Consider the following 19,786-nt stretch of genomic DNA (forward strand, 5'->3'; position numbering starts at 1 on the left):
TTCGCATCATCGTGTATACTGAGAGAAAAACGAAAGCGAGTTCTTATTTTATGTATGACGTTATAATCATCGGCGGGGGTCCCTCCGGTTTAATGGCATCGATTGCCGCAGCTTCCAATAACCAAAAGGTTTTATTGATAGAAAAGGGTAAAAAGTTAGGGAAAAAATTAATCATTTCCGGCGGTGGGCGATGCAACGTGACCAATCGCCTGCCTCTTGACGAAATTGTGAAACATATTCCAGGAAACGGCCGTTTTCTGCACAGTCCGTTTTCCGTATTCAATAACGAAGACATCATTTCTTTTTTTGAAGGACTCGGCGTCGCTTTAAAGGAAGAAGATCACGGCCGGATGTTCCCGGTTTCCAACCGCGCACAGGATGTGGCCGATGCCATGTTCAAGGAAATGGACCGGCTGAATGTCACCGTGCTGCTCGACTCGCCTGTCAAGAAACTATTGATGACGGATGACAAAGTGACAGGTGTCCGTCTGCACACCGGCGAAGAGTATACCTCTAAAGCAATCGTCGTAGCGGTAGGCGGAAAAGCGGTCCCTCAAACGGGGTCTACGGGAGATGGCTACCCTTGGGCGGAAAAAGCGGGGCATACTGTCACCGACCTTTACCCGACCGAGGTGCCGTTGCTGTCGAAAGAACCGTTTATCGTCAGCAAGGAACTTCAAGGCCTTGCACTGCGTGATGCAGCTGTAACCGTCTTAAATAAAAAAGGCAAAGTCCTCGTGACACATCAGATGGATATGCTGTTCACCCATTTCGGATTGAGTGGACCTGCAGTGTTGCGCTGCAGCCAGTATGTCGTCAAGGAAATGAAGAAAAACGGCGGCCAGCCTGTTGAAATGCGCATCAATACCCTTCCGGATGAAAATGCGGAGTCCGCTTTCCAGCTGCTCTTTAAGATGATGAAGGACGAACCGAAAAAATCGCTGAAAAATGTCTGGAAAAGCCTTGCCCAGGAGCGCTGGCTGCTATTCCTTCTTGCGCGTGCAGATATCGATCCTCAATTGACCGGCGCGGAACTTGCCAGCGATAAAGTGCGTGCATTCGCGCAGCAATTGACTGCTTTCAGCATGTTTGTCAACGGCACTCAGCCGATTGAGAAAGCTTTTGTTACCGGCGGCGGTGTGTCCATCAAGGAGATCGAACCGAAGACGATGGCTTCCAAAAAGAAACCGGGCTTGTATTTCTGCGGTGAAATTTTGGATATCCACGGCTATACCGGTGGCTACAACATCACATCTGCACTGGTGACCGGCAACGTCGCCGGCCAAAGTGCAGCGCGGTTCGCTAAGGAAAGCCAGGTAGAAAGCGGAGTTTAAGTGTCCATGTACAATCGTCGTTGATTTGATACTACTATTTGAAGAAATCGTTCCAGGCGGACGCTTTCCGCGGGCTTGCGCCGAACTAACTCGGCCATACTGTCCGAGTGGATTTCGGCACTTCGCTATCCCGCAGGAGTCGCCGCCTTTCACTCTTTCTTCTAAAGGTCATGAGGCTATTTATTTCTTAATACTTTACTAGCCTGCTAAAAAAATCTGTTACAAGTTTTCTTCTGTCCATACTTTTTATTAGAGCAGCGGAAACATGCGAGTTTATTTAAAATTACTACACCTCCTAGCGCTGGCGCAGCCCAAAGAGGCAGAAACGGTGTATAAAAGGAAAACTCATAAGGTTAAAGAATATTAACCAAAAGAGGCAGACCAGGAATTTCCTGGTCTGCCTCTTTCCTATTATTCAGGTTCTAAGATTTGTTTAAAGTCTTTTAAGATTTCCAGAAGACTCCGCTTTTCTTTTTACCCAACTACAATATTGACCAATTTCCCTGGAATGACGATGACTTTGCGTACTTGTTTGCCATCTGCCGCTTTTTGGACTTGCTCGTCCGCGAGCGCTGCCGTCTCCAGCTGTTCTTTCGTGCTGTCTTTGGCGATTGTCAACTTGGTTTTCACTTTGCCATTGACCTGCACCACGACTTCGACTTCATCATCGACCATTTTCGTCTCGTCGTACTGCGGCCAATTTTCGTAAGAGACCGATCCTTCGTGGCCCAATTTCTCCCATAGCTCTTCTGCTACATGAGGCGCAATCGGCGACAGCAATTTCACGAAACCTTCCACGTATTCTTTCGGAATCGAATCCACTTTATAGCCTTCATTGATGAAGACCATCATTTGCGAAATGGCTGTATTGAAACGCAGTCCTTCAAAGTCGTCGGTCACTTTCTTGACGGTTTGATGATAGACTTTGTCCAGCTTGCCGTCATTGGCATCGGTGACTTTCGCACTCAATTGCTCGTCGTCCATCAACAGGCGCCAAACGCGGTCAAGGAATCGGCGGGAACCGTCCAAGCCGTTTGTCGACCAGGCGATCGATGCTTCCAGTGGGCCCATGAACATTTCGTACATGCGCAAAGTGTCTGCTCCATGGCTTTCGATGATTTGATCCGGATTGACGACATTGCCTTTTGATTTCGACATTTTCTCGTTGCCTTCACCCAGGATCATGCCTTGGTTGAACAATTTCTGGAATGGTTCTTTCGTTGATACCACACCGATATCGTAAAGTACTTTATGCCAGAAGCGCGCATACAATAGATGAAGTACGGCGTGTTCGGCACCACCGATATAAACGTCTACCGGCAGCCAGCGTTTCAAAAGTTCAGGATCAGCAAGCATTTCATCATTGTCTGGATCGATAAAGCGCAGGTAATACCAGCAGCTTCCTGCCCATTGCGGCATCGTATTGGTTTCACGGCGCCCTTTCATGCCGGTTTCCGGATGGACGACATCAACCCACTCATCGATGTTGGCAAGCGGTGATTCACCGGTGCCGCTCGGCTTGATATCCGTTGTCACCGGCAGCATCAATGGCAGGTCTTTTTCTTCGACCGGTGTCATTGTGCCGTCTTCCCAGTGGATGATTGGAATCGGCTCGCCCCAGTAACGCTGTCGGCTGAACAGCCAGTCACGCAGACGGTACGTAATTTTCTTTTCGCCGACCTGCTTATCGACCAGCCAATTGATGGCTTTTTCAATAGCTTCTTTTTTATTCAACCCATTTAGGAAATCGGAATTAATCAATTCGCCGTCGCCAGCATAAGCTTCTTCTGCAATGTTGCCACCTGAAACAACTTCCACGATCGGCAAATCGAATTGCTTGGCAAACTCATAATCGCGCTCGTCGTGAGCCGGAACGGCCATGATAGCGCCAGTTCCATAAGTAGCCAATACATAATCGGCAATCCAGATCGGCATTTTTTCGCCGCTGGCAGGATTGGTTGCATACGCGCCTGTGAAGACACCCGACTTGTCTTTCGCCAAATCCGTACGTTCCAAATCACTTTTTGTCTTGACATCATCGATGTATTTTTCAACAGCCTGTTTTTGATCGGGTGTGGTGATGGCCGCCACCAATTTATGTTCAGGTGCCAATACTGCATAAGTCGCCCCGAAAATCGTATCCGGACGTGTCGTGAACGCACGGAAGGAGTAATCGGTGTCGGCAACCTGGAATTCCAGCTCTGCCCCTTCGGATTTGCCGATCCAGTTACGCTGCATGTCTTTCAGGCTTTCAGGCCAATCCAGTTCATCCAGGTCTTCAAGCAAACGGTCCGCATACTCAGTGATGCGAAGCACCCATTGGCGCATCGGACGGCGCTCGACCGGGTGGCCCCCACGCTCTGATTTGCCGTCGATCACTTCTTCATTGGCCAGAACTGTGCGGAGTTCCGGACACCAGTTGACTGCCACTTCGTCTACATAAGCAAGGCCTTTATTGTATAGTTGGATGAAAATCCATTGTGTCCATTTATAGTAGGAAGGGTCCGTTGTGTTGATTTCGCGGTCCCAATCATAGGAAAATCCAAGTTCCTGGATCTGGCGCTTGAATGTCGCGATATTTTTGGCAGTGAATTCCGCCGGATCGTTTCCGGTATCCAATGCATACTGCTCTGCTGGAAGGCCGAATGCATCCCAGCCCATCGGATGAAGGACATTATAGCCCTGCATGCGTTTCACGCGGCTCAAAATATCCGTCGCCGTGTAGCCTTCCGGATGGCCTACGTGAAGTCCGGCGCCTGATGGATACGGGAACATATCCAATGCGTAGAATTTCGGTTTGGACGGATCGTCCACCATTTTGAATGTTTTGTTGTCCTGCCAATATTTTTGCCATTTCTTTTCAACTGTCTTGTGCTTGAATGTCATTTCCTGTTCCTCCTCAAAATAAAAACTCCCGTCCCTTATAAATAAGGGACGGGAGTTTTTCCCGCGGTACCACCCAAATTAGCGATCGCTCGCTCAACTTGACTCCTTAACGCGGAAAACGGTGTATCTTACTTGGTTTCACATACACTGACTCCAAGGTGAGTTCGGCTGTGCGTTTTACCGGCTTGCACCATCCGCCGGCTCTCTGTGGAAAACACACAAACTACTAGTCCTCTTCGCTGTCATTGGCTATTGTCTTCATTTTAGACGAACGGCCGTTTTTTGGCAATAGCCTACGAGACTTTAACGTTATCGGTATTCAGCGGTGCATCGGTCGAGTCGATGATATCCTGAACCGTAAAGCCCTCGAACACCTCTGACAGCACCAATCCGGCATCTGTCACTTCGATGACCGCGCGTTCTGTGATGATTTTGTTGACCACGCCTTTGCCTGTCAGCGGCAAGTCGCATTGCTTCTTGATTTTGGAAGAACCGTCTTTTGAGACATGATCCATGATGACAATGACCTTTTTGGCGCCATGGACCAGATCCATCGCTCCGCCCATGCCTTTGATCATCTTGCCGGGAATCATCCAGTTCGCCAAATCGCCGTTTTCAGCGACTTCCATGCCACCGAGAATCGCCACATCGATATGGCCCCCGCGGATCATCGCGAAAGACTCGGCACTTGTAAAGAACGCGGAACCCGGAATAGTGGTGACCGTTTCTTTTCCGGCATTGATCAGATCCGGATCCACCTGATCTTCTGTCGGATAAGGTCCGATTCCCAATAGACCGTTTTCTGATTGAAGAACCACACTCTTGTTTTCAGAAATGAAATTAGCGACCAGGGTCGGCATGCCGATTCCCAAGTTTACGTAATCGCCGTCTTTGATTTCTTTTTCGGCTCGCTTTGCAATGCGTTCTCTGACTAATTGTTTGTCCACGATTTTCTCCACCCTTTCCTAGACAGTGCGCGTTGTTAGACGTTCAATGCGTTTTTCCTGTTTAGCTTGAAGCAAGCCTTGTACATAGATGCTTGGCGTTTGGACATGGTTCGGATCGATCGCCCCGATTTCCACGATTTCTTCGACTTCTGCAATCGTGATCTTTCCAGCGGCTGCAGCCAGCGGATTGAAGTTCTGGGCTGTCTTGTTATAAACCAGATTGCCCATTTTATCTGCTTGATAAGCTCTTACAAGCGAAAAGTCAGCTTTCAAGGCATGCTCAAGTACATATTCTTTGCCATCAAATTCACGGATTTCCTTGCCTTCAGCAACCGTTGTGCCAACGCCCGCCGGTGTAAAGAAAGCTGGGATCCCCGCTCCGCCTGCGCGCATCTTTTCAGCAAGTGTTCCCTGCGGCGTCAATTCGACTTCGATTTCGCCTGATAATACCTGGCGCTCGAACTCTTTGTTTTCGCCTACATAAGAACCGATCATTTTTTTGATCTGCTTATTTTTCAATAATAATCCAAGGCCCCACTCGTCCACTCCGCAATTATTGGAAATGACAGTGAGGTCGGTAACCCCTTTATCGACCAGTGCCAAAATCAATTGTTCAGGTATCCCCACTAATCCAAAACCGCCCACCATGATTGTGGCGCCATCCTGAATTTGTTCAACTGCTTCTTTCGCCGAACTGTAAATCGGTTTCATCCCATTGTGCCCCCTCTGCCTATTCTCTGAATACCAATCAATAAAACGCTTTCATACCCAATTTAAACAAACTATTGAAGTAAACGCAATATTCATAAAATCAAACAAGCTCTATTAGAGCATTGTTGGCTGTTTTACCGACATGCTACAATATCAGAAGAGGAGTGGTTTTTAAGTGAATACAGAATTTCCTTTTTCATCTGATGGAAAACGCTACTATACATGGAATCGCCATCTGCGCGACCACTTTGGTTTTAAGGTCATGAAAATCGCTTTGGATGCAGGCTTTGACTGCCCGAATCGCGACGGTACAGTCGCCCATGGCGGCTGTACATTCTGCAGCGTCGCAGGTTCCGGGGATTTCGCCGGCGACCGCGTGGATTCGATACCCGACCAGTTCGATAAAATCAAAGCAAAGATGCACCTCAAATGGAAAGATGCCAAATACATGGCTTATTTCCAAGCCTACACCAATACACATGCCCCACTGCCGGTCATCAAGGAAAAATTTGAAGCGGCGCTGGAACAGGAAAATGTCATCGGTTTAAGCATCGCGACACGTCCCGACTGTCTGCCGGATGATGTTGTCGATTACCTCGCGGAACTGAACGGACGGACTTATCTTTGGGTCGAGCTCGGACTACAGACTGTTCACGAACGGACGGCGCTATTGGTTAACCGCGCCCATGATTTTGAAGCATATGTGGAAGGTGTCACGAAATTGCGTAAACGCGGCATCCGGGTCTGTACCCATATCATCAATGGCCTTCCACTGGAAGACCGGGATATGATGATGGAGACTGCGCGTGAAGTCGCTAAGCTCGATGTGCAGGGCATTAAAATCCACCTGTTGCATCTTTTGAAAGGCACGCCGATGGTCAAACAATTCGAAAAAGGCATGGTCGAATTTCTGGAAAAGCAGGAATACATCAATTTAGTGGCCGACCAGCTCGAAGTGCTGCCTCCTGAGATGGTGGTCCAGCGCATCACCGGCGACGGTCCCATCGACTTGATGATCGGGCCGATGTGGAGCGCCAATAAATGGGAAGTCCTGAACGGCATAGATGCGGAACTGGAGCGCCGCGGAAGCTGGCAGGGAAAATTGGCTGCGGGAAGTGTGACGTTATGACATTGCAGCGTGTTTTGCCTTACACCAAATTCCTTCTCGAGCAGGCCATCTCCCCGGGAGACTGGGTAGTCGACGGCACTGCGGGCAATGGCCATGATACCAATTTCCTCGCCGGATTGACCGGAGCCACTGGAAAAGTCTTTGCCTTCGATATCCAGGCAGAAGCAATCCGAGCAACTGGCGAACGGGTCAAGGATTTCCATCATGTCGAGCTTGTCCATGACAGCCATGCCAAAATCAAGGAGTACGTCACAAGCCCGATTTCAGCAGCAGTCTTCAATCTCGGTTACTTGCCAAAAGGCGACCACAGTATCATTACCAAAGCACAAAGCACCCTGACAGCACTCGAACAATGTCTGGAGCTTCTGTCAGTCCGTGGTTTATTGCTGGTCGTCGTGTACAGTGGACATGAAGGCGGCAGCGAAGAGAGAGATGCTGTTATGGAATTCGTTTCAGCACTTCCTCAAAAATCATTCGATGTCCTAAAGTATGAATTCATCAACCAGCAGCATTCTCCGCCTTTTTTGTTGGCGATCGAGAAAAAACATTGAATCAAAAGGAAAACGCCGAAAGAGACCATGGTCCCTTTCGGCGTTTTTCTTTTAGACGAGCAATTGATTCATGGTTTGTAATTATAGTTTCTTTCCGATGTCCAGTTAAAGACTATATCATTTCCAAATTCGATAAAATGACAGAAAAAGCCGATTCCCTCTTGACAGCAGGAAATCGGCTTCTTCATTTATAATGAGGTACACCTTTCACGCTTTTAACAGCTTGGCATTGATCGCGACAATAACGGTACTTAGGCTCATGAAAACCGCTCCGATTGCCGGGCTAATGATAATTCCCCATGGCGCCAGTACACCTGCAGCAAGTGGAATCGCGAAAATATTATAGCCGGTCGCCCACCATAAGTTCTGCACCAATTTCCGATAGGTTTTTTTGGAAAGATCGATCAGCGCCACTACATCATTCGGATTGCTCCTCACAAGCACCACATCAGCCGTTTCCATGGCTACGTCCGTTCCAGCTCCGATTGCGATTCCAAGGTCAGCGGTTGCGAGTGCAGGCGCATCATTCACTCCATCTCCAGTCATCGCCACTCTCCAACCTTTATCTTTTATCTTTTTGATTTGGTTGGCTTTATCATCCGGCAGCACTTCTGCATAGACTTCATCAATGCCTAGTTGTTTTGCTACCCACTTCGCCACCTTTTGGTTATCGCCAGTCAGCATGATGGAATGGATGCCTTTTTCTTTGAGGGCTGCTACCGCTTCTTTCGCAGTTTCCCGAACGATGTCAGCTAAAGCAATCATGCCGGCAAGCTGATCTTCCATAAGGACGAAGACAACGGTCTTCCCATCTTCTGATAGACCATTAAATTGATCTTCACGATAGCTCAAGCCGTTGCTGTTCATATATCCGGGGCTGACAACATTGATTTTCTTTCCGTCTACTGTCCCTTGGATGCCTTTACCGGTGATCGATTCAAAATCACTCACTCGGCCGATCCGTATTTCTTTTTCCTTGGCGGATGCAACGATGCCTGCAGCAATCGGATGCTCCGAGTTTTGTTCGATTGCTGCTGCCAGCTGCAGCACCTGTTCATCAGTATAGTTGCTTTCAGTGACGATATCCGTCACACCGAATTCACCTTTTGTCAATGTGCCGGTTTTATCAAAAACCACTGCATCCAGATTTCGTGCTCCTTCAAAATTTGCACGGTTTCGAATTAGCAGCCCCTGTTTAGCGGAAATGGATGTAGAAACGGCAACCACCAGCGGCGCTGCCAGACCCAAAGCATGCGGACAGGTGATGACCATCACCGTAACCATCCGCTCAATGGCGATATCAAACGTATATCCGAACGCCAACCAGGCGAATAATGTGACGAAGCCGGCAACCAAAGCTAAATAAAACAACCACTTGGCCGCACGATTCGTGAGGTCTTGCGTTCTGGATTTAGACTCCTGCGCTTCTTTCACCATTGTGATGACTTGGGACAAATACGATTCTTCCCCTGTTTTCTCCACTTCAATAATCAAGGAACCTTCTTTGTTCACCGATCCCCCAATGACGCCATCGCCTTCTGCTTTATCGATGGGGACAGATTCTCCAGTCAGCATCGATTCATCGATTGTCGACTTTCCTTCAAGTATCAACCCATCCACCGGAATTTTTTCACCCGGCTTCACCAGTACCCGGTCCTTGTTGCGGATTTCGGATAACGGAATATCCTGGACTTGGTTGTGTTCATCCATTTTATGCGCTTCACTCGGCATCAATTTCACCAACTGCTCCAAAGCATTCGATGCTCCCATAATTGAACGCATTTCGATCCAATGGCCAAGCAGCATAATGACGACCAGTGTCGCCAGTTCCCAATAAAGCTGGTTGCCATCCCAACCAAAAACGACCAAGGTACTATAGCTATAAGCAATACTGATGGCTAAAGCGATCAAGGTCATCATGCCTGGATTCTTTTCTTTCAGTTCGCTGATACCGCCTGTTAAAAATGGCCAACCGCCATAAAAGAAAACGATAGTCGATAAGGCAAACAAAATATACAAATCGTTCTCAAAACGCCAATCTACTCCCATAAAATGCTGAATCATCGGTGACAATGCCAGAATTGGAATGGTGAGGACCAAAGACACAAAGAACCTCTTCTTGAAATCCTCTACCATCTCTTCATGTCCGTGATGTCCATGACTCCCGTGATCTGCATGTTTTTCAGGACCAGATTGACCCTGTTCTTCCTGGATTGTAGATTCGTCATGACCCTTATCTGGAGGATGACTGTGTTTTTCAGCGGAATGCGAATGGTCTGCCTGATTGTGATGATTTTCTTGGGTTTTTGCCAATGGAATCCACCTCTCAACCAATATTCGTGTTTCAAACTGTTCTTGATGCTAGTATAAAATCGAGTTGTCGAGAATGTGTGCAGATTCCTGTTTTCTGGAAACTTGATATTTTTGCCACCTGTTCATAAATTTCATCAGTACTTTTTAATTGCTGAAACAAAAAGAAATACTTTGTGCAGAGTTACTTCCCTCTAACAGAGACTCTTCGCATCTCTGCTTTTTTCCAAAGAAAAAAGAGCTCATTTAGAGCTCTTCTCCATACTGCTATTATTTCACAATCAAAACCGGACAATTTGCACGCTTTACAACTTTATGGCTGACACTGCCAAGAACCATTTCCTGCAGTGAGTTCAACCCGCGGCTGCCGATGACCAGGACATCAAATTTTTCTTTATTGGCATATTCGACGATTGCCGGCCCCGGTGTACCGTGAAGAATTTCCAGCTTGTAATTGATCTTTCCGGTTGCCAATGCCTCTTCGATCGGTTGAAGTTTCTTTCTGCGCTTCAAATCCAGTTCAACGGAACTGCCGCTATGCAGCACTTCGTATTTGGCGTTGTCATAGTCTGCTACAAAAACGATGGTCACTTCAGATTCCGGTGAACCTGAGGCTAACTTTACCGCTTCTTTTGCAGCACGTTCTGCGTGCTCCGAACCGTCCACTGCCAGCAATATTCGATTATACATCTCTCAACACTCCTTAACGTTTTAATGGCTTGGCAATTTGGCATTATCGCTTTTAAAGATCGCCAGCTGATCGATCAGCTTTTGGCTGCCTGTATCCAAGCCGACAATCTCCACTTCATTGCGGTTTTCCCTGAACTTCAAGACGACCCGGTCGACGGCACCGACACCGGAATCATCCCAAATATGCGCTTCAGTGAAATCAATGATGATTTTCTGTCCTTCTGCGTCATAATCGAATTTCTCAAGGAAATCTTCAACCGAGGCGAAGAATAATTGGCCGATCACCTCATAATGCGTAGCTTCGAGTAATTTTTTCTTCACTTTAATCTTCGAGATTTTTGCGGCAAAGAAGATGGCGCTCAAGAGCACACCAGCCAATACCCCGACGGAAAGGTCATGTGTATACACAACAATCGCGACGGTTGCGACCATGACGATCGAATCGGCTTTCGGTGCTTTTTTCAAGTACGTAAATGACGACCAATCAAAGGTCCCGATGGAAACCATAATCATGATACCGACCAAAACCGGCATCGGAATCTGGACAACCACGTTCCCTAAGACAATGATGAGGAACATCAGGAAAGCACCGGCAACCAGCGCCGATAACCTTCCCCGGCCACCTGACTTGACGTTGATGATCGATTGTCCAATCATAGCACAACCGGCCATTCCGCCGAAAAATCCGGTGACGAAATTGGCAATCCCCTGACCTCTGGATTCTTTGTTTTTGTCACTGGTCGTGCCTGTCATGTCATCGACAATATTGGCGGTCAATAATGATTCCAGCAATCCAACCACTGCCAAAGCCAGTGAGTACGGCAGGATGATCATCAAAGTTTCCAGGTTTACCGGCACATCCGGCAAGAGGAAGGTCGGTAGAGTTTGGCTGATGGTGCCCAGATCCCCTACCGTCCGCAGGTCGAATCCAGCATAGATGGCGGCTGCTGTCAAAACGACCAGGGCGATCAACGGAGCTGGAACAGCTTTGAAGAAACGGGGGACAATGTAGACGATTGCCAATGTGATGGCAACAAATACATAGGTCAGCGTATTGATGCCGATAAAATGCGGCACCTGTGCCATGAATATCAGGATGGCGAGCGCATTGACGAAGCCGATCATGACAGCACGAGGGATGAATTTCATCACTTTCGCCACTTTAAAGATGCCGAACAAAATCTGGATGACGCCCGTCAGGATGGTGGCTGCCAACAAGTATTCCAGGCCATGGTCCCGCACGAGCGGCACCATCAATAGAGCCATGGCTCCAGTTGCGGCAGAAATCATTCCGGGGCGGCCACCCACGAACGCGATGATCACCGCGATGCTGAAGGATGCATATAATCCCACCATCGGGTCGACACCGGCAATGATGGAAAAGGCGATAGCTTCCGGAATCAATGCCAAAGCGACGACTATCCCCGCAAGGACATCTCCCCGGACATTTCCGAACCATTGAATTTTAACTTTTTTCCACACTATACCTTACCCCTCTTACTATTTATTTTGATGGCTTTTAACTCTCATAAAAGCCGTGCTTTTTCAGGAATGGGATTAGTGTATCACCTAATTGCCCAAAATAGTACCTTTTTGGGACTTTTTTATTGTAGTTGTGTTATGATGGATAGAAATTGTAATGTGAGGGGATTTCAACGTGTTGATCGGATATGCAAGACCCAGCGCCGAAGATTCGGATTGTCAAAACCAATTGTTGCTCCTGAAAAATGCAGGCTGCACTGAACTATATATAGAAGAGCATGCCTCTCCCAAAAAACGCGTACAACTTCTTAAGATGTTGGAAGAAGCGGAATCCGGCACGCAAATAGTCGTTTCAAAACTTTATACATTTGCGGACTCGACCCGTCATTTGGTGGAACTTTTGGATAAGCTTGAAACAAAAGGCCTGTCTCTTCTTTCCATACATGAAAATATTGTAACCAAAAACGATATGGAATATCCTTTCACTAAAATACTTCACAGCCTGGCTGATTTTCAAAGTGATGCCATCAGTGAAAAAACCAAAGCCGGCTTGTCTGTGGCTAAAGATAAAGGCGCCGTCTCCGGCCGTCCTCGAAAAGCAGATGAAAATGTCAAAAAGGCAATCGAAATGTATAACAGCAAAAAATACAGTTTAGTAGAAATCAAGGAAAAGACCGGCATCAGCAAATCCACTTTATATCGTTACTTGGAAAATTAAAGCTTGGCGCACGTTCAAAAGGAGAATTTAGATGTTAACTAAAAAATGGCCAAAACACAGCATACTCGCAATCGCTATCATCGCCACCTGGCTGAAAACCTATATCGCCTATCAAACAGGGTTTTCGATTACGCTCGATAACGGCATGCAGGAAGCTATTCTGTTACTCAGTCCGCTCAGCTTGCTTCTGTTCTTGTATGGGTTATCGTTGTTCTTCAAGAAGACCAAAAATAAAAACCGGTATTTGCTGGCGATGACACTCGTCACTTCCATTATTTTGTATGGCAATATCGCTTTTTACCGTTTCTTCAACGACTTCATCACTTTGCCGGTGCTGTTTCAGACCGAGAACTTTGGAGATCTTGGCACTAGTGCCGCCGCAAGCATCTATCCGACAGACATCCTTTACTTCAGTGATTTCATCCTGTTACTGCTTGCCGTAAAATTACTTAAGATCAAAGAAGAAAATACAAAATCCCAGGCCACTGCGCGGAAAGCCTATTTCGTTCTTTCTGCAGCTATTTTATTCCTGAACCTTGGTTTAGCTGAAGCCGAACGCCCACAATTATTGACCCGCAGTTTCGACCGGGAGATGCTGGTGAAGAATCTGGGGATCTACAATTATCATTTGTATGATATATACGTGCAATCCAAGTCCCAGGCACAACGGGCATTTGCGGATGGGTCAGAATTGACGGATGTCCAAAACTACGTTCGAGCCAATAAAGTCGAACCGTCTGAAGACATGTTCGGGATTGCGGAAGGCAAAAACTTGATCGTTGTGACACTTGAATCCATGCAGACTTTCACTATAAATGAGGAAATGAATGGCCAAACCATCACACCGTTTCTGAATGAGTTGACGGAAGACGAGGATACGGTTTATTTCCCTAATTTCTATCATCAGACGGGTCTCGGCAAGACGTCCGATTCCGAATTTCTGCTTGAAAACTCCCTTTATCCGTTGAGCGGAGGAGCCGTGTTCTTTACACATGGCGGCAACACCTACAACTCGATGGCAGAAAAGCTTGGCAAGCAAGGATATGCAACCAATGTCCAGCATGCCAACAGCAAAAGTTTTTGGAATCGCGACATGATGTATGAGTCGTTGGGCGTGGACGAATTCCTCGATATCCAAAGCTATACGGTCGGAGAAGGCGAGGCAGTCAATTGGGGAATGAAAGACATCCCCTTTTTCGAACAGTCTGTTGCCCATATGGCAGAGATGCCGCAGCCTTTTTACAGCCGGTTGATCACATTGACCAATCACTATCCTTTCACTTTGGACCCACAAGACAAACTGATCGATGAGTTCGATTCCAATTCAGGTACACTCAACCGTTTTTTCCAGACGACGCGTTACCTGGACGAAGCTGTAAAGGAATTATTTGATGATCTGAAAGAACAAGGCCTTTACGAAAATTCGATTATCGTCATGTACGGTGACCATTACGGCATTTCAGAAAACCATAACGAAGCCATGGCCCAATACCTTGGTAAAGAAATCACACCTTATGAATCGGCACAGCTTCAACGGGTTCCCTTCTTCGTGCATATTCCCGGTTCAGGACAAGGACATGTAAACGAAGAGATTGGCGGACAAATCGATATGCGCCCGACCATCCTCAATTTGATGGGTGTAGAATCCAATACGGATATGCAGTTCGGAAGTGACCTGTTTTCTGAAGAACATGAAGAATTTGCTATTTTCCGTGACGGACGATTTATCACTGAAGAATATGTCTATGCCGACAATACGTGCTACGAAAATGGAACTGGTGCAGCAATTGACCAGGAGTTATGCGCACCGTTCGCAGAGCGTGCATTTGAAGAACTTGGATATTCAGAAAAAGTGATCAATGGCGATCTGCTCAGGTTTTACGATGAAGAAACCGGTCAATTGCTGGGTACAGAACAATAAGAAAAAAGGAAGATCGGATGCCGGCTGGCAGTCGATCTTCCTTTTTTTTGCCGTATATCAGCTGAACCAATCTTTAAGCTGCCTGCTCTCTTTTCTTCTTGATGCTGATTAAAGCGCCTACCAGCACAATTCCCAGCAGCACTGCCCAGAAAATCAGTTTCCATTCTGTTGAATGCGCAAAGTCATATGGCAGATAGCCCAGCTTTTCGTGTGACAACGTAAGGACGGTCAACTTGACGCCTACCCACCCGACAATCACAAAAGCAGTCGTTTCCAATTGCGGATAATTTGCCAGCAGCTTGACGAATTTATGGGCTGCAAAACGCATGACGATGAGGCCAACGATTCCACCAGCAAGCATGACGCCGAATTGCCCGCCATTAATTCCTCCGATTTCCATACTTCCCAGATGCGGCAGGGTAATCGCTAAGGCAACGGCAGCCAGCATCGAGTCAACTGCAAAAGCTATATCCGCCAGTTCCACTTTCAATACCGTCATCCAGAATCCTGAGCCTTTTGTCGTTTCCGGTTCGATGGAATGTTCTTTTCCTTTTCGCTGATCATAAATGTGCTTGAAAGCGATAAACAATAAGTACGCGGCTCCCAAAGCTTGGATCTGCCATACATCGACCAGCAAGGTGATCATAAACAATGCAGCAAATCGGAAAACAAACGCCCCGACCAATCCGTAAAATAACGCTTTTTTCTGTTGCTCTTTCGGCAAGTGCTTCACCATAACCGCCATGACCACTGCATTATCTGCAGCAAGCAACCCTTCTAATGCTATTAAAACCAACAGTACCCATACATACTCCAATAAAATCGCTTCCATCTTCCATCATCCCCCTAATTTTTGACAACAAAAAAGACCCTTGCCTAATTAAAGGCAAAGGTCTCGCTAAGCAAATTTCTGCTATCACAACCGATGGCGTTGAACCATGTAATGACGATTGTGAAATAGGTTTCCCTAAAGCTACTCCCCTTTGACGTGAAGTCAAAAGTATATTTCGTTGTATAAATACAATAGCATGGCCCAGTTGTTTTGGGAAGAGCATTTTTGTCGGAATTGCGAATTATTTTACTCTTTCGTCGAAGTGGTATCAACTCCACTCAAGAAATACTCACTTCCACTTTAATAAGCCTTTTAAATCATCAAAGATATAATCCGGCTCCAAATCCAGTTCTTCCACCGGCAAGTTCTTCCGGTTGATCCAAGCCGTTTGAAAGCCGAAGTTTTTAGCACCTGATATGTCCCATCCATTTGAGGACATAAACAGGACTTGGTTGTTTGCCAGGCCGAGCTTGTCCAATGCGTATTGATAGGATGCCGGTGCCGGCTTAAACTCCTTGACCTCATCGACGCTGAGAATATGTTTAAAAGCACCGGTCAATCCCGCATTTTCGATCAACGGGTTGAGCATATCATGGGAGCCGTTTGAAAAGACCGTTAAATTTTTGTCTTTCAGCTGGGCTAGTACTCCCTCCACTTCTTCGTAAAGCGGCAGATGAAGATAGGCTTCCATCAATTTCTGTTCGTTTTCTTCGTTGGATTGCAGGTCATTTTCCTTCAATACATATTTTAATGCCTGATGTGTAATCGTATGGAGTGTCGCGTAATTGCCCATGAGCTGGCGCAGCATGAAATACTCGACTTGTTTGGATCTCCAGGATTGGCTGATTTCTTCACCATACCCAGGATAAAGTTCTTCACATTCTTTTTTTATCGCCGTTACATCAAACAAAGTACCATACACATCGAACACAAAAGCTTTGATGGAACTGTCCATTCAATATCCTCCTCCGGGCTGTCCACTTCAAGAAAAATCTGCGCAGCCTTTTACACTCTATACCCCAATTCAGTCAGGCTAGTCTTTGTAAAAAATACGTTCGAGGGATTCTTTTAACTGTGGTTTCACCATGATGACCGGTCTTATGGCAGTAGCCTGAGCTTCCGCTTCCTCGACTGTATCCGCTTTGCCGAGTGCTAGAAGTGTCCCGATCGCTACAGTACCGGCCCGGTTACTTCCACCTGCACAGTGGAAATAGACTTTCTTTCCATCATTATAGGCATCCACTACTTGGTCAATAGCTTTCTTAATCGATTCATCCTGCTGTTCGTCGGAATCGTCAATTATCGGACTGTGGACTCGGACATAGTCGTAATCCCCTTCTGTCGCTTCTGCACGCAAATCGATGACCACATCAATCTTTTCGGCTTCTGATGCCCCTTTTGCATCGGCTGCACCGCCAACAAAGATTCGGTTTTTTACCAGTTCCTGATATTCTTTTGTCATTTTATTTCCTCCTATTCATATCAAAGTCTATCTATTTTCAGCGTAACATATGTCTTTATCCAGGAGTAATTGCAGCATCCGAGAGGAAGCTTGAAAAGGAGCCAGAAATCTCTTTCAAAACAGCAAACAGCTTTTCATTTGCTCGATCTATATCTTTTGTTGCAAATGCAACCAATTGATGATACATTCTATTCATCCCGTTTTCCAGCGCATTTATCGGCAAATTTATTGAATGAGGAGATTGTTATGAAAGAGATTTTGCGTGAAATCGGCATGATAGCAAGGGCATTGGATTCCATCAGCAATATCGAATTTAAAGAGTTCGACCTGACCAAAGGACAATATTTATACGTCGTTCGGATCTGTGAAAATCCTGGAATCATCCAGGCACAGCTATTGGAATTGATCAAAGTGGATAAGTCTACTGCAACACGTGCACTCCAAAAACTTGAAATGAATGGCTTTATTGAAAAAAAAGACGATCCGCATAATAAAAAAAACAAACATCTTTATCCAACGGAAAAAGCGCAGGCGGTCTATCCAATCATCAAAAGGGAAAATGTCCATTCCAACGATATTGCGTTAAGCGGCTTGTCGGAAGAAGAAGCCGAAACTGCCTTTGATCTTCTCCAGCGCATCCGAAAGAACGTCGAAAAGGATTGGGAATCTGTAAAAAAAGGCAGCAAGCGGGATTATTAATCGACTGAAGGAGCGGCAACCCATATGACAACGATGATTAAAAAATGTACACGCGACGATCTTCATGAACTTCAAGCCATCAGTATTGAGACATTCACCGAGACATTCAAGGACCAGAACTCGCCTGAAGACCTTCAGGCTTATTTGGACAAGGCCTATGACCTGGGCAAACTCGAACAGGAACTCGCCATCCCTTCTTCCTCTTTCTTTTTCATTTATTCAGATCAGGAAGTGGCCGGATACCTGAAGCTCAATACAGAAAATGCACAGACAGAGTCCATGGGAAATGACTCCCTCGAAATCGAACGGATTTATATAAAGAAAGCTTTCCAGAAATATGGTTTCGGGAAACTTTTGATGAATAAAGCGATTGAACTGGCAAGGGAACAGAACAAAAAGAACATCTGGCTCGGCGTTTGGGAAGAAAACGACAACGCGATTGCATTTTACCGAAAAAAAGGGTTTGTGCAGACAGGATCCCATTCCTTCTTCATGGGGGATGATGAACAAATCGATTTGATCCTGGTTAAGCCGCTCCATTAACTCTATCCTGAAAGGCGGAATGACATGTATACTCCAAAACAGTTTAAAGTCAGCGATTTTGAGGAAATCCGCGAGTTTGTCCAACAGAATTCTTTTGGAACACTCGTTACCACCAAAAAAGGGAAGCCTATTGCCACCCATCTTCCTTTGCAGCTGATAAAAGAAGGCGAAGAGTTCTTCATAACCGGGCATATGGCATACGGAAATCCACAGTGGCGGACGTTTGAAGCCTGTGAAGATGTCCTGGTCATGTTCCAGGGGCCGCACGCCTACATCTCTTCTTCCTGGTACGAACAGGAAAATGTTCCGACATGGAATTATCAGGCTGTCCATATCTATGGAACCGCTCAACTTTTAACGGAAGACGAACTGAAGCAAGATCTGACAAGCTTAATGGAAAAACATGAAGGCCATCGTGAAAATCCTGTCCTATGGGATACACTCTCTTCTTCATTGCTGGAAAAAGAACTGAAAGGCATCGTTGGATTCAAGATTAAGGTGAGGGAAGTTCAAGCCGCCTATAAAATGAGCCAGAACCGCAACGAATCGGATTACCATACTATCATCGACCGCTTGCAGCAAGAAAAGGATCCGAACTCAAAACAACTGGCTGACGTCATGCGCATGAAATCGACGGACTCTCTTTGAATCTTGAGCTGTTCATCTGTACAGATGTCAAAAGCTGTTTCATTGAAAGATTCCTGCAAAGCAGATACAATACGGAGTAATTGCATATCTGAAATGTTTTCTAGGGTTCCGCAGCAAACAAGCTGGCCTGGTCCGAGAGAAAACTCACAGCTCTGCTGTGTCACGGAAGGACAAAAGCCTGGGAGAAACTGTTTTTACAGTTCTCCCAGGCTTTTTTTAGTTTCTGTGAACATTATAAGGAGGTAGATAAGATGAATTCGAATTGGTTGAAAGTTATAATGGCGGCGGTGTTTGAAGTGGTTTGGGTCATTGGCCTGAAACATGCCGATGGATTTTGGGATTGGACGGTGACCGTCATAGCGATTGTCATCAGTTTTACCATCATGATCATGGCGGGCCGAAAGTTACCGGTCGGAACCGTCTATGCGGTTTTTGTCGGTCTGGGGACAGCCGGTACGGTGCTATCTGAAATCATTTTTTTCAACGAAGCCTTCAGTGGACCAAAACTGCTGCTGGTCGGTGTTTTACTGGCAGGAGTCATCGGGTTGAAACTGGTCACCAAAGATCCGGTTTCTGAAGGAGGAGAAGCGTAATGGCGTGGACAGCATTAGTGTTGGCAGGGATATTTGAAATGTTCGGTGTGGCGATGATCAATAAGCTGCACCAGGACCGCAATTGGCAATCTCTTGCGTTGTTGATTTTCGGATTCGGGGCGAGCTTTGTCTTTTTGGCTTACGCCATGGAAACATTGGCCATGGGAACAGCCTATGCGATTTGGACCGGAATCGGCGCTTCTGGCGGAGCTATAATCGGCATGTTATTTTACAATGAATCCAAAGACTGGAGGCGAATCATCTTTATTGCAATGGTGCTCGGTGCGGCAGTAGGATTGAAGCTGGTTTCTTAAGACTGAATCCAGCTAT

20 protein-coding genes, 1 riboswitch and 1 other annotated feature are annotated in these 19,786 nt (G+C 46.4%); of the genes, 10 read left to right on the top strand and 10 right to left on the bottom strand.

The annotated features are described in order from the left end of the window. Positions 1 to 50: 50 nt before the first annotated feature. The gene (locus Q0785_RS17645) at positions 51 to 1,334 is read left to right on the top strand and encodes an NAD(P)/FAD-dependent oxidoreductase (protein ID WP_298833088.1); all 1,284 of its coding nucleotides are present in this window, start codon (positions 51 to 53) and stop codon (positions 1,332 to 1,334) included. A 474-nt stretch (positions 1,335 to 1,808) separates the two neighbouring features. Here Q0785_RS17645 and leuS read toward each other — a convergent pair whose 3' ends face one another. The 3 genes from leuS to Q0785_RS17660 all read right to left on the bottom strand — a co-directional run bounded on the left by leuS (position 1,809) and on the right by Q0785_RS17660 (position 5,878). Further along, on the bottom strand, positions 1,809 to 4,220 hold the full coding sequence (gene leuS, locus Q0785_RS17650) for a leucine--tRNA ligase (RefSeq protein ID WP_298833091.1): 2,412 nt from the start codon (positions 4,218 to 4,220) through the stop codon (positions 1,809 to 1,811). 41 nt (positions 4,221 to 4,261) lie between these two features. Next, positions 4,262 to 4,469 (bottom strand) — a binding site (T-box leader). 44 nt (positions 4,470 to 4,513) lie between these two features. Then, entirely contained in the window at positions 4,514 to 5,167 is a 654-nt protein-coding gene (locus Q0785_RS17655; protein ID WP_298833094.1) for a 3-oxoacid CoA-transferase subunit B, read from the bottom strand. A gap of 18 nt (positions 5,168 to 5,185) precedes the next feature. Then, complete coding sequence (locus Q0785_RS17660) at positions 5,186 to 5,878, bottom strand: CoA transferase subunit A (RefSeq protein ID WP_298833097.1); 693 nt, start codon at positions 5,876 to 5,878, stop codon at positions 5,186 to 5,188. A gap of 175 nt (positions 5,879 to 6,053) precedes the next feature. On the opposite strand from Q0785_RS17660, the gene Q0785_RS17665 reads away from it, so the two are divergent. Further along, a complete protein-coding gene (locus tag Q0785_RS17665; protein ID WP_298833100.1) occupies positions 6,054 to 7,007 on the top strand; it encodes a TIGR01212 family radical SAM protein in 954 nt (317 codons plus the stop codon). Next, positions 7,004 to 7,558 (top strand): class I SAM-dependent methyltransferase, encoded by a 555-nt coding sequence (locus Q0785_RS17670; RefSeq protein WP_298833103.1) that lies wholly within the window; start codon positions 7,004 to 7,006, stop codon positions 7,556 to 7,558. Before Q0785_RS17665 ends, Q0785_RS17670 begins: the two co-directional genes overlap by 4 nt. Positions 7,559 to 7,765: 207 nt before the next feature. Here Q0785_RS17670 and Q0785_RS17675 read toward each other — a convergent pair whose 3' ends face one another. The 3 genes from Q0785_RS17675 to Q0785_RS17685 all read right to left on the bottom strand — a co-directional run bounded on the left by Q0785_RS17675 (position 7,766) and on the right by Q0785_RS17685 (position 12,040). Then, entirely contained in the window at positions 7,766 to 9,694 is a 1,929-nt protein-coding gene (locus tag Q0785_RS17675; protein ID WP_298833225.1) for a heavy metal translocating P-type ATPase, read from the bottom strand. 444 nt (positions 9,695 to 10,138) lie between these two features. Further along, positions 10,139 to 10,558 (bottom strand): universal stress protein, encoded by a 420-nt coding sequence (locus Q0785_RS17680; RefSeq protein ID WP_298833106.1) that lies wholly within the window; start codon positions 10,556 to 10,558, stop codon positions 10,139 to 10,141. Positions 10,559 to 10,579: 21 nt separating this feature from the next. Then, complete coding sequence (locus Q0785_RS17685) at positions 10,580 to 12,040, bottom strand: SulP family inorganic anion transporter (protein WP_298833109.1); 1,461 nt, start codon at positions 12,038 to 12,040, stop codon at positions 10,580 to 10,582. 175 nt (positions 12,041 to 12,215) lie between these two features. Here Q0785_RS17685 and Q0785_RS17690 point away from each other — a divergent pair, with 175 nt between their 5' ends. Continuing rightward, on the top strand, positions 12,216 to 12,758 hold the full coding sequence (locus Q0785_RS17690; protein ID WP_298833111.1) for a recombinase family protein: 543 nt from the start codon (positions 12,216 to 12,218) through the stop codon (positions 12,756 to 12,758). 31 nt (positions 12,759 to 12,789) lie between these two features. Then, positions 12,790 to 14,679, top strand: a complete 1,890-nt coding sequence (locus Q0785_RS17695; RefSeq protein ID WP_298833113.1) for an LTA synthase family protein — start codon at positions 12,790 to 12,792, stop codon at positions 14,677 to 14,679. Positions 14,680 to 14,752: 73 nt separating this feature from the next. Here Q0785_RS17695 and Q0785_RS17700 read toward each other — a convergent pair whose 3' ends face one another. The 4 genes from Q0785_RS17700 to Q0785_RS17715 form a co-directional block, all read right to left on the bottom strand. Further along, a complete protein-coding gene (locus Q0785_RS17700) occupies positions 14,753 to 15,511 on the bottom strand; it encodes a TerC family protein (protein ID WP_298833116.1) in 759 nt (252 codons plus the stop codon). A 289-nt stretch (positions 15,512 to 15,800) separates the two neighbouring features. Next, entirely contained in the window at positions 15,801 to 16,466 is a 666-nt protein-coding gene (locus Q0785_RS17705; RefSeq protein WP_298833119.1) for a haloacid dehalogenase type II, read from the bottom strand. A 78-nt stretch (positions 16,467 to 16,544) separates the two neighbouring features. Then, positions 16,545 to 16,973: a dual specificity protein phosphatase family protein gene (locus tag Q0785_RS17710; RefSeq protein WP_298833122.1), complete on the bottom strand. Its 429-nt coding sequence runs from the start codon at positions 16,971 to 16,973 to the stop codon at positions 16,545 to 16,547. Positions 16,974 to 17,028: 55 nt separating this feature from the next. Beyond that, on the bottom strand, positions 17,029 to 17,160 hold the full coding sequence (locus Q0785_RS17715) for a hypothetical protein (protein ID WP_298833125.1): 132 nt from the start codon (positions 17,158 to 17,160) through the stop codon (positions 17,029 to 17,031). A 59-nt stretch (positions 17,161 to 17,219) separates the two neighbouring features. Here Q0785_RS17715 and Q0785_RS17720 point away from each other — a divergent pair, with 59 nt between their 5' ends. From Q0785_RS17720 to Q0785_RS17740, 5 genes are all read left to right on the top strand, one after another. Further along, the gene (locus Q0785_RS17720; RefSeq protein ID WP_298833128.1) at positions 17,220 to 17,672 is read left to right on the top strand and encodes a MarR family transcriptional regulator; all 453 of its coding nucleotides are present in this window, start codon (positions 17,220 to 17,222) and stop codon (positions 17,670 to 17,672) included. Positions 17,673 to 17,696: 24 nt separating this feature from the next. Further along, positions 17,697 to 18,215 (top strand): N-acetyltransferase, encoded by a 519-nt coding sequence (locus tag Q0785_RS17725; RefSeq protein ID WP_298833131.1) that lies wholly within the window; start codon positions 17,697 to 17,699, stop codon positions 18,213 to 18,215. A 24-nt stretch (positions 18,216 to 18,239) separates the two neighbouring features. Next, on the top strand, positions 18,240 to 18,863 hold the full coding sequence (locus tag Q0785_RS17730) for an FMN-binding negative transcriptional regulator (protein ID WP_298833134.1): 624 nt from the start codon (positions 18,240 to 18,242) through the stop codon (positions 18,861 to 18,863). Between the two features lie 89 nt (positions 18,864 to 18,952). Next, a riboswitch (guanidine-I (ykkC/yxkD leader) is annotated at positions 18,953 to 19,050 on the top strand. A 64-nt stretch (positions 19,051 to 19,114) separates the two neighbouring features. Then, the gene (locus Q0785_RS17735) at positions 19,115 to 19,456 is read left to right on the top strand and encodes a multidrug efflux SMR transporter (RefSeq protein WP_298833137.1); all 342 of its coding nucleotides are present in this window, start codon (positions 19,115 to 19,117) and stop codon (positions 19,454 to 19,456) included. Then, complete coding sequence (locus tag Q0785_RS17740; RefSeq protein WP_298833141.1) at positions 19,456 to 19,770, top strand: multidrug efflux SMR transporter; 315 nt, start codon at positions 19,456 to 19,458, stop codon at positions 19,768 to 19,770. The genes Q0785_RS17735 and Q0785_RS17740 overlap by 1 nt, the downstream gene beginning before the upstream one ends. The last annotated feature ends 16 nt before the right edge of the window (positions 19,771 to 19,786 follow it).

Source organism: uncultured Planococcus sp. (genome assembly GCF_947501725.1).
Taxonomy (GTDB): Bacteria; Bacillota; Bacilli; order Bacillales_A; family Planococcaceae; genus Planococcus; species Planococcus donghaensis_C.

Bases quoted from the DNA above. Each gene is read 5' to 3' on its own strand.
- Q0785_RS17645 (WP_298833088.1), top strand. From the start codon at position 51: ATGTATGACGTTATAATCATCGGCGGGGGTCCCTCCGGTTTAATGGCA.
- leuS (WP_298833091.1), bottom strand. From the start codon at position 4,220: ATGACATTCAAGCACAAGACAGTTGAAAAGAAATGGCAAAAATATTGG.
- Q0785_RS17660 (WP_298833097.1), bottom strand. From the start codon at position 5,878: ATGAAACCGATTTACAGTTCGGCGAAAGAAGCAGTTGAACAAATTCAG.
- Q0785_RS17670 (WP_298833103.1), top strand. From the start codon at position 7,004: ATGACATTGCAGCGTGTTTTGCCTTACACCAAATTCCTTCTCGAGCAG.
- Q0785_RS17675 (WP_298833225.1), bottom strand. From the start codon at position 9,694: ATGGTAGAGGATTTCAAGAAGAGGTTCTTTGTGTCTTTGGTCCTCACC.
- Q0785_RS17680 (WP_298833106.1), bottom strand. From the start codon at position 10,558: ATGTATAATCGAATATTGCTGGCAGTGGACGGTTCGGAGCACGCAGAA.
- Q0785_RS17695 (WP_298833113.1), top strand. From the start codon at position 12,790: ATGTTAACTAAAAAATGGCCAAAACACAGCATACTCGCAATCGCTATC.
- Q0785_RS17700 (WP_298833116.1), bottom strand. From the start codon at position 15,511: ATGGAAGCGATTTTATTGGAGTATGTATGGGTACTGTTGGTTTTAATA.
- Q0785_RS17705 (WP_298833119.1), bottom strand. From the start codon at position 16,466: ATGGACAGTTCCATCAAAGCTTTTGTGTTCGATGTGTATGGTACTTTG.
- Q0785_RS17710 (WP_298833122.1), bottom strand. From the start codon at position 16,973: ATGACAAAAGAATATCAGGAACTGGTAAAAAACCGAATCTTTGTTGGC.
- Q0785_RS17715 (WP_298833125.1), bottom strand. From the start codon at position 17,160: ATGTATCATCAATTGGTTGCATTTGCAACAAAAGATATAGATCGAGCA.
- Q0785_RS17720 (WP_298833128.1), top strand. From the start codon at position 17,220: ATGAAAGAGATTTTGCGTGAAATCGGCATGATAGCAAGGGCATTGGAT.
- Q0785_RS17725 (WP_298833131.1), top strand. From the start codon at position 17,697: ATGACAACGATGATTAAAAAATGTACACGCGACGATCTTCATGAACTT.
- Q0785_RS17730 (WP_298833134.1), top strand. From the start codon at position 18,240: ATGTATACTCCAAAACAGTTTAAAGTCAGCGATTTTGAGGAAATCCGC.
- Q0785_RS17735 (WP_298833137.1), top strand. From the start codon at position 19,115: ATGAATTCGAATTGGTTGAAAGTTATAATGGCGGCGGTGTTTGAAGTG.
- Q0785_RS17740 (WP_298833141.1), top strand. From the start codon at position 19,456: ATGGCGTGGACAGCATTAGTGTTGGCAGGGATATTTGAAATGTTCGGT.